Annotated in this window: 7 protein-coding genes; 1 reads left to right on the top strand and 6 read right to left on the bottom strand. The window is 66.8% G+C overall.

What is annotated here, in order from left to right:
* The 3 genes from ACFKCF_RS55850 to ACFKCF_RS55840 all read right to left on the bottom strand — a co-directional run.
* On the bottom strand, positions 1 to 186 hold a 186-nt coding region (locus ACFKCF_RS55850), incomplete at its 3' end, for an RICIN domain-containing protein (RefSeq protein ID WP_394504900.1).
* A gap of 5 nt (positions 187 to 191) precedes the next feature.
* Entirely contained in the window at positions 192 to 407 is a 216-nt protein-coding gene (locus ACFKCF_RS55845; RefSeq protein ID WP_394504889.1) for a hypothetical protein, read from the bottom strand.
* 40 nt (positions 408 to 447) lie between these two features.
* Positions 448 to 1,158, bottom strand: a complete 711-nt coding sequence (locus ACFKCF_RS55840) for an AbfB domain-containing protein (RefSeq protein ID WP_394504886.1) — start codon at positions 1,156 to 1,158, stop codon at positions 448 to 450.
* A 1,403-nt stretch (positions 1,159 to 2,561) separates the two neighbouring features.
* On the opposite strand from ACFKCF_RS55840, the gene ACFKCF_RS55835 reads away from it, so the two are divergent.
* Complete coding sequence (locus ACFKCF_RS55835; RefSeq protein WP_394504884.1) at positions 2,562 to 3,869, top strand: glycoside hydrolase family 30 beta sandwich domain-containing protein; 1,308 nt, start codon at positions 2,562 to 2,564, stop codon at positions 3,867 to 3,869.
* On the opposite strand, the gene ACFKCF_RS55830 is transcribed toward ACFKCF_RS55835, so the two are convergent.
* The 3 genes from ACFKCF_RS55830 to ACFKCF_RS55820 form a co-directional block, all read right to left on the bottom strand.
* Positions 3,826 to 4,539 carry a hypothetical protein gene (locus ACFKCF_RS55830; protein ID WP_394504883.1) on the bottom strand — a complete coding sequence of 238 codons (714 nt, stop codon included), beginning with the start codon at positions 4,537 to 4,539 and terminating at the stop codon, positions 3,826 to 3,828. The two genes, ACFKCF_RS55835 and ACFKCF_RS55830, sit on opposite strands and share 44 nt — an antisense overlap.
* A 12-nt stretch (positions 4,540 to 4,551) precedes the next feature.
* The gene (locus ACFKCF_RS55825) at positions 4,552 to 5,505 is read right to left on the bottom strand and encodes a sugar ABC transporter substrate-binding protein (RefSeq protein WP_394504881.1); all 954 of its coding nucleotides are present in this window, start codon (positions 5,503 to 5,505) and stop codon (positions 4,552 to 4,554) included.
* A gap of 74 nt (positions 5,506 to 5,579) precedes the next feature.
* The gene (locus ACFKCF_RS55820; protein ID WP_394504879.1) at positions 5,580 to 6,332 is read right to left on the bottom strand and encodes an ATP-binding cassette domain-containing protein; all 753 of its coding nucleotides are present in this window, start codon (positions 6,330 to 6,332) and stop codon (positions 5,580 to 5,582) included.
* Positions 6,333 to 6,347: the final 15 nt, after the last annotated feature.

Raw genomic sequence — 6,347 nt, 5'->3', positions numbered from 1 at the left:
GCCGTTGTTGCGGGTCCATTGGGTGATGCGGCCGCCGTCGGCGGTGGACAGGTTGTAGACGTCCAGGGCTTTGCCGCTGTTGCGGTTGACCAGGACGTACCACGCGTTGGTGTCGACTGTCGCCGCTGACGCCTGGGGCGTGAGTGACACGCCCACGAGAAGCAGGCACGAGAGCACCGCGAGCACGCGCCTCACAGGAACCTCCAGAGGTTGTTGTTCGAGCCAATGTCGTCGGCGAGCACGATCTGCGCGCCTTGGGACGTCCCGCCGAGGCCGAGGACCCGGCCGCCGTTGCGCACCGGATGCGGAAGGTGGCGCCCGACCCGTGGCGCAGCCGCCATCAGCCGGACCTGGCCGAGGTCGAACTCGTAGGCCGAGACGCCGCCCGTTGACCAGGTCAGGCCCATGGCCTTCGGACCGAACCGTGCGTTATCGATAACATTTCGTTCATGAGGTCACCCGGAAGGTCGCGTCCTGGCGGTCGGCGACGCTCGACGAGGAAGTAATCGGGTCGATGCGCAGCGCGTAGCCCTGGCGCCGCAGGTGGTGGGTCGGGAAGTTGCACGACCGGAACGACGACCAGCCGCCATCGGCCAGGCCGGCCACCCGATGGAAGGTGGCGTCGGCGCGGAAGGCCGAGGAGCCGTCGTCGGGGTCGAGGCGGATCGTGCAATTGCTGTGCCGCAGATAGTTGCCCGGCACGCTCACCGACTCGAACGAAACCCCGGCAGAGTCGGCCGGCCCTGGCACCATGCGCCACAACTGCTCGCGGTACGGATCGAAAGGGTAGGGATCGATGCGTCCGACCCGGTTGGCGTGCCGGACGAAATAGTCGGGGAGGTTGTAGGACTTCAGCCGCACCCAGTTCGGCAGCCCCCAGCGCGAGACCAGCCCGTTGTATTCGGCGTCGGTGATCCCGGCGGTCGGGGTGACGACGGGGTTGTCCTGGTTGAGGGGCGTCCAGTTCAGGCCGTCCCGGCTGACCGCCAGATGCAGGCCGTAGTCGGCGGCTGACTGGTTGGGGGACTCAGTGAAGTACGCGAACACATAGGCGGTGTTGGCCGCCCACGCCGCACGGGGAGAACCAACCACACCGGTGGTCGTCAGCGCGGCAGATGCCAGGGCGGCCTTGCCGAACTGCCTGCGGCTCAGGGACACGGGGTTCCTTTCAGCGGGGATGCGGAGCTGTGGGCGTGTGGTCAGGACACACCGCAGGTCCGGCCGATCAGGCGAACAATGGGTTTGCCGTGTGGCCGTCCGGCCGTTCCCAGGGCGGAGAGCCGGCGTCGACAGCAGGGGCTTCCCCGGATGGTGAGGGCTGTGTTCTCGACATGGCCGTCTTGGAGGCCGATGTCCGTCGAGCTGTTGGCTGGGATGGAGCTGTTGCGACTTTGGCATACCGGCGAACTGGCGGGCGGTCGCGCACCGTTGCCGGGGATAACGGGGACATCCGGCCCTCCTTGCCTAGATTGAAGAGGTCGGCGACGTACTAGTGAGCGTTAACATTCGGTCCAGCAGAGCTGTATGGCCTACTTCGGTGAGTGCTTTGTCACGGAGTACATCCGACGGTCCGACTTGGCGTCAACGAGGGGCGACCCTTGACAGGCCTGCGCGTTGTCATCGGAAAGCCCTCCCGTCTGGAGTTTCGCCTCCAAGGAGATCGTGGTGCACTGCCCGTGCAAGTGAAAGTTTCACAGAAGTTACCGGTTGGCAACAGGCTAATTTGCGACGCATAGGGAGTTAACTTGCGGCCCAGGAATAGCCCTGCCGGTGCGCCAGCCGCTCGAACTCGACCGCCGGCGCCGCCGGCCCGGCAGCCGGGCTGTCGACCGTGCTCTGCGACGGCGGCGGCCGCGAGCTGCGGCGTCTAGCGTATGGCTCGTGAGCTGCGACTACATGGATCCAGATCCGTCGACGTAGGCGTGAATCGCCCTCGGCGACATGCGGGCTTCGCGCTGGACTCAACCGCCGTCCGTCACCATCCACCGATTCTCGCGTGAGATGACTGCCACGGCCTCAGCATGCTGAACAGCTTCAAGATCGACTTTGATCTTGATTAAGTTTCTTCCCTGTGAACGGTTGACGGGCGGCAGCAAGGGCTTTACGTTCCTGCGGGAGATGTTAGCGCGAACAATCAGTACTCCGAGATAATCCCCGCTCGTCGGCGGAGCCCCGTGCCAGGAGGGTTGTCCGCAATGACCTGACCTATTTGAGCCGCATCGAAGTCACCCAGGTGATCCTGCAAGTGCGCGTACATCCAGGGAGAGCCACCGTCGTCCGGCATTCCCCGCGGGCGTGCACTCCAACGCCGGCTCGGGTTCCCCCGGCAAGCCCTTCTGAAGTGGCCGGCGCGCTGGACTTTCGGGGCCACGACGCGGCCAGGGGCACCGCCGAACGGCCGGGCTCGCCGGGACTTGCTGTCTTCTCGAGTTGCTGAGCGCAGGCCGAGGCAACGTCCACAGCACTTCCCGCCCACGAAGACAAGCGCGTGGTCAGGCGCCGGCCGGGCCAACGCGGCCCAGAGGGCGCGAACTCAGCACCAACAGCCAAGAGGAGGAGACATGGCGCAAGGTCGCAACGAGCCCGTCGGCGGCGAGCGAGGGTCGCTGAGCCGGAGAACCGTCCTGGCGACGATGGGTGCCCTGCCGGTCCTCACGGCCACGACGCCGGCCGCGGGGGCCTCGCGCGCTGCGGCCGCCGCTGCCGCCGCGGTCATCGATCCGTCGGCGCAGCGGCAGACGATCCGAGGCTTCGGCGGCATGACCCACACGGCCTGGATCGGCGACCTGACGGCCGCCCAGCGGGACACGGCGTTCGGCACCGGCGAGGGCCGGCTCGGCTTCTCCGTGCTGCGGATCCCCGTCCCCGAGAACCAGGCGGACTGGGGCCGTGACCTGGCGACGGCGAGGCGCGCGACCGAGCTCGGGGCGGCCGTGATCGCCTCGCCGTGGAATCCTCCCGCCCGCATGGTCGAGACCTTCGTCCGCGGCAGTCAGACCAATGCGAGACGCCTCAGGTACGACATGTACGGCGCCTATGCCCAGCACCTGAACGACTTCACCACCTACCTGCGGAACAACGGGGTGAACCTGTACGGCATATCGGTGCAGAACGAGCCCGATTACGCGCACGACTGGACGTGGTGGACTCCCACCGAAATGGTGCGGTTCCTGCGGGAGAACGCCGGCTCGATCGGCACCCGGGTCATCGCCCCCGAGTCCTTCCAGTACCTGAAGAACATGTCGGACCCCATCCTCAACGACTCCGCGGCGCTGGCCAACGTGGACATCATCGGGGCTCACCTCTACGGCACGTCGTTCGCGAACTTCCCTTACCCCCTCTTCAAGCAGAAGGGCGCGGGCAAAGAACTCTGGATGACCGAGGTCTACTACCCCAACAGCAGCGATTCGGCGGATCTCTGGCCCCAGGCGCTCGATGTGGGGGAGCACATCCACCGGGCGATGGTGGACGCGGAGTTCCAGGCGTACATCTGGTGGTACATCCGGCGCGGTTACGGTCCGATGCGTGAGGACGGCCGGATCAGCAAGCGCGGCGCCAACATGGCGCACTTCGCCAGGTTCGTCCGCCCCGGATATGTGCGGATCGAGGCGACGGCGAATCCGGCGTCGAACGTCTACGTGTCGGCGTACCGGGGTGGCAACTCCACGATTGTCATTGTCGCCATCAACAAGGGGACCTCTGCGGTGGGCCAGCAGTTCACCCTGAGGAACGGCGCCGCGTCCAGCGTCTCGTCCTGGCTGACCGACGCGAGCAGGAACGTCGCGTCGCAGGGCACGACCGGCGTGTCGAACGGTTCCTTCACCGTCACGCTTCCCGCTCGAAGTGTGATGACCTTCGTGACCGGCTGACCCAGGCTCCCGGCGGGGGCCGACACCGGTGCGTGGTACGTCCTGGTTCACCGCGACAGCGGCAAGGTCCTTCAACGACATCGTCCGATCCGACGACCAGGGCGGCAACCACCGGCAATGGCAACTGCTGCTGGGGCGAGTCGGGGAAGTGCTGTGGCTCCAGGGCGAAGCCGGACCGCTTGGCATACAGCCGGCCGCTGGTGCCGCGCAGCGTGCCGTCCAGGAAGTTGCCCGAGTAGAACTGCAGGCCCGGCTGGTCGGTGATGACCTCGAGCATGCGCCCGCCGTCCGGCTCGACCACCGTGGCCGCCACCTTGAGGCCCCGCCCGTCGAGCACGTAGTTGTGGTCGTAGCCGCCGCCGCGCGTGATCTGCTGGTTCTCGCTGTTGATGCGCTCGCCGACGGCTGTGGGCTCGCGGAAGTACCCCACGCCGGCCCCCCGCCTGAACGGCCGGGCCTTCCAGACCCGCTTGTCGAAGCCCTTGTCGCCGCCGTGCAGGTGGTTGGGGCCGTCGTTGGTGGCCAGCTGGTACGTCCTGCGCTCGAACCCGAGCGCCACGTTGGCGAACCTGCCCCCGCTGTCGGGGACCTCGATGGACCGGCCGACGCACCCGGGTCCCGGGAGCGCCAGCTGAGAAGATGGTCCGAACGGCAGGGCTGTCGAGAGCACACGTCTGTCGCCTCACTGGAATGTGAGGAACTTTGCGGCATTGTCCTTGGTGACCAGCTCCGTGCCGGTGTCGATGAACGGCTCAACGGACTTGCCCTGGACCGCACTCACGGCTGCTTCCACCCCGAGGGCGGCCATCTTGCCGGGAAACTGGGCAATGGTGGCCAACATGTCGCCCGCCTGGATGGCCTTGGCGGCCTCCGGGAGCCCGTCGTACCCCATCACGAGGATCTTCTTGCCCCTCTGCTTGGCGACCTTTGCCGCAGCGATCGCCGGGTCGTCGCAGGCGGAGTAGATCGCGGTGAGGTTGGGTGCACGGGTGAGCAGGTCTTCGGCGACGGTGGCTCCTTTGGCGGAGTCACACTTCGTCTCCGCTCCTCCAATGATGACCTTGACGCCGGTCCCCTCAAGCGCGTCTTTGACGCCCTTGATCCGAGCCTCCAGCGCGGGAACACCGCGAACCCCCTCCATCAGCCCGATCGTGTCGCCCGGCTTGAGCAAGGATTTCAGGTACGCTCCTGCCGCCTGGCCTCCCTTGACGTTGTCGGTCGCGGCGACCGCTGTCTTCTTCGTGAAGGCATCGAGGTTGTTGTCGGCAAGAATGACCTTGAGGCCCTTGTCGGCGGCGGCGTTCATCGCCGGGATCACCTCGGGTCCCATGGGCGTGATGACGATCGCCTGGAAGCCCTTGGCGACGGCGTCCTCGATCTGCGCGGTCTGGCACGCCACGTCGGACGGAGACTTGCAGGTGAAGTAGGTGATGTCGACTCCGCCGTTCTTCTTCGCGTACGCCTTCGCCGAGTCCTCCATGGCGGTGAAGAAGGCCACCGAGAACTTCGTGATGAAGGCGACCTTCACCGCCCCACCGGCCGAGACCGGAGAGAAGGCGGTGGAAGTCGCCGAGGGCGAGGTGCTGTCGGTGCTGCCGCAGCCGGCGGAGGCAAGGGCAAGCGCACCGGTGCACATCAAGAGGATGTGTCGTGCTCTCATTGCGAACTCCTGTTGGGTTCGTCGAGTCTGCGTGTTGCGTGAGTGCGGCGTCAGATGGCCCGACTGCCATCGGCGCCGACGATCCAGGCCACGAGCTGTTCATGGTTGTCCGGGGTGGGCACGGTTGCCCCCACGGCCCGGCCCCGGCGCAGCACCAGAGCCCGGTCTGCCACGGCCATGACGTGGTCCATGCTGTGAGAGATGAGGATCACGGCCACACCGTCATCCTTGAGCCGGCGCACAAGGTCCAGCACCCGTGCCGATTCGCGCAGTCCGAGCGCCGCGGTGGGCTCGTCCAGGATCACGAGCCGGGAAGAGAACGCGACGGCTCGTGCTACCGCCACTGCTTGCCTCTGACCCCCGGACATCAGGGCAACCATCGCCTCCAGGTCGGGCAGCGTGACCTCCAGCCGGTCCAGTAGCTCCCGTGTCCGAACGGCCATCTTCCGGCGCCGCATCACGCGTAGACCGCGCGGCAGCCAGCTCGGCCCCGCGAGCTCACGGCCGGCGAAGAAGTTCGCCGCGGGGTCGAGGTTGTCGAACAATGCGAGGTCCTGGTAAACGGTCTCGACTCCATAGGCCCGCACCGCCATGGCGTTGGCGGCCGAGATGTCGATCCCGTCCAGAGTGATGGACCCCGAATCCAGTCGATGCACCCCGCTGATCGCCTTGATCAGCGTGGACTTCCCGGCGCCGTTGTCGCCGAGGAGCGCGAGCACCTCACCCGGCGCGACGTCGAACGTCACGCCGTCCAGCGCGATGACCGCGCCGAACCGCTTGCACGCCGCGCGCACCCGCAGCACCGGTTCTGTGGCAAG

Origin of the sequence: Nonomuraea sp. JJY05, from assembly GCF_043496855.1 — a bacterium.
Classification (GTDB): domain Bacteria; phylum Actinomycetota; class Actinomycetes; order Streptosporangiales; family Streptosporangiaceae; genus Nonomuraea.
This window is presented reverse-complemented; position numbering and strand designations above follow the sequence as displayed.

What these genes read in the sequence shown, in the direction of transcription:
- ACFKCF_RS55845 (WP_394504889.1), bottom strand. Translation starts at nt 407, where the DNA reads ATGGGCCTGACCTGGTCAACGGGCGGCGTCTCGGCCTACGAGTTCGAC.
- ACFKCF_RS55835 (WP_394504884.1), top strand. Translation starts at nt 2,562, where the DNA reads ATGGCGCAAGGTCGCAACGAGCCCGTCGGCGGCGAGCGAGGGTCGCTG.
- ACFKCF_RS55825 (WP_394504881.1), bottom strand. Translation starts at nt 5,505, where the DNA reads ATGTGCACCGGTGCGCTTGCCCTTGCCTCCGCCGGCTGCGGCAGCACC.